Annotated in this window: 1 protein-coding gene; it reads left to right on the top strand. The window is 61.0% G+C overall.

The annotated features are described in order from the left end of the window. Window positions 1–41: 41 nt before the first annotated feature. The coding region (locus tag IVA82_RS08325) for an IS701 family transposase (RefSeq protein WP_247391133.1) at window positions 42–1252 on the top strand (1211 nt) is incomplete at its 3' end.

The following is a 1252-nucleotide window of genomic DNA, read 5'->3' as shown; positions in this document are numbered from 1 at the left end:
GGTATTTTCGGGAGATTCGTTTTTCGGCATGGAGAGCTGGGATGGGTCACCCAAGATCGGACGGGAGTGAATCGCGGTTTGCGGCCTATGTCGAGGGGCTTGTGAGCGTGATCGGCCATGCAGACCGGGCGAAGCCGTTACGGGATTACTGCGTTGGTCTGATGATGCCATGCGAACGCAAGAGCGTGGAACCGATGGCGGCGATCACCGCGCCTGAACGGACAGCGGCGCAGCATCAATCGCTGCTGCATTTTGTCGGTGAAGGGCGCTGGTCGGACGAGAAGGTCTTGACCAAGGTGCGCGAGATGGTGCTGCCGCGGATCGAGCGTCATGGACCGATCGAGGCCTGGATTATCGACGACACAGGTTTTCCCAAGCAGGGCCGGCATTCAGTAGGAGTGGCACGACAGTATTGCGGCCAACTCGGCAAGCAGGACAATTGTCAGGTCGCGGTGTCGCTGTCGATTGCCAATCACCACGCCAGCCTGCCGGTCGCTTATCGCCTGTACCTACCGCAGGAATGGCAAGATCGCGCACGCCGGCGAAAGGCCGGCATTCCTGAGGACATTGTCTTCAAGACCAAGCCGCAGATCGCGTTCGATCAGATTCGTAAGGCCTGCGAGGCCGGCCTGCCGCGCGGCGTCGTGCTGATGGATGCCGGTTACGGTGCCAACACCGAACTGCGCACGGATATCGCAACGCTGGGGTTGAGCTATGTCGCTGGCATTCTACCGAACACCACGGTGTGGGCGCCGGGCATGGTGCCGCTGCGCGCCAAAAGATGGTCGGGCCAGGGAAGGCCGCCGAAGTTGATACGGCGTGATCGCCATCATCAGCCAATCTCGGTCAAGAAACTCGCGCTCGGCTTGCCGGCAAAGGCATGGCGCACGATCGCGTGGCGCGAAGGTTCGGCCGAGCAGCTCACCTCGCGCTTTGCTCGGGTGCGCGTGCGGGTTGCCCATCGCGATTACAACCTCACCAAGAGCCGCCCGGAAGAATGGCTGTTGATCGAGTGGCCGAAGAACGAGGCCGAGCCGACAAAATATTGGCTCTCGACCGTTCCCGAAAAGATCGCCTTCCATCGGTTGGTCGACCTGACAAAACTGCGCTGGCGCATTGAGCGCGACTATCAGGAACTCAAGCAGGAGGTCGGGCTCGGCCACTTCGAAGGGCGCGGTTGGCGCGGCTTCCACCACCATGCCACACTATGCATAGCGGCTTACGGATTCCTCATCTCCGAAAGGGAGACGAT

It is taken from the genome of Bradyrhizobium sp. 142 (assembly GCF_023074015.1).
Taxonomy (GTDB): domain Bacteria; phylum Pseudomonadota; class Alphaproteobacteria; order Rhizobiales; family Xanthobacteraceae; genus Bradyrhizobium.
Note: the sequence above shows the minus strand (reverse complement) of the source record. Positions and strands in the feature narration are given on the sequence as shown.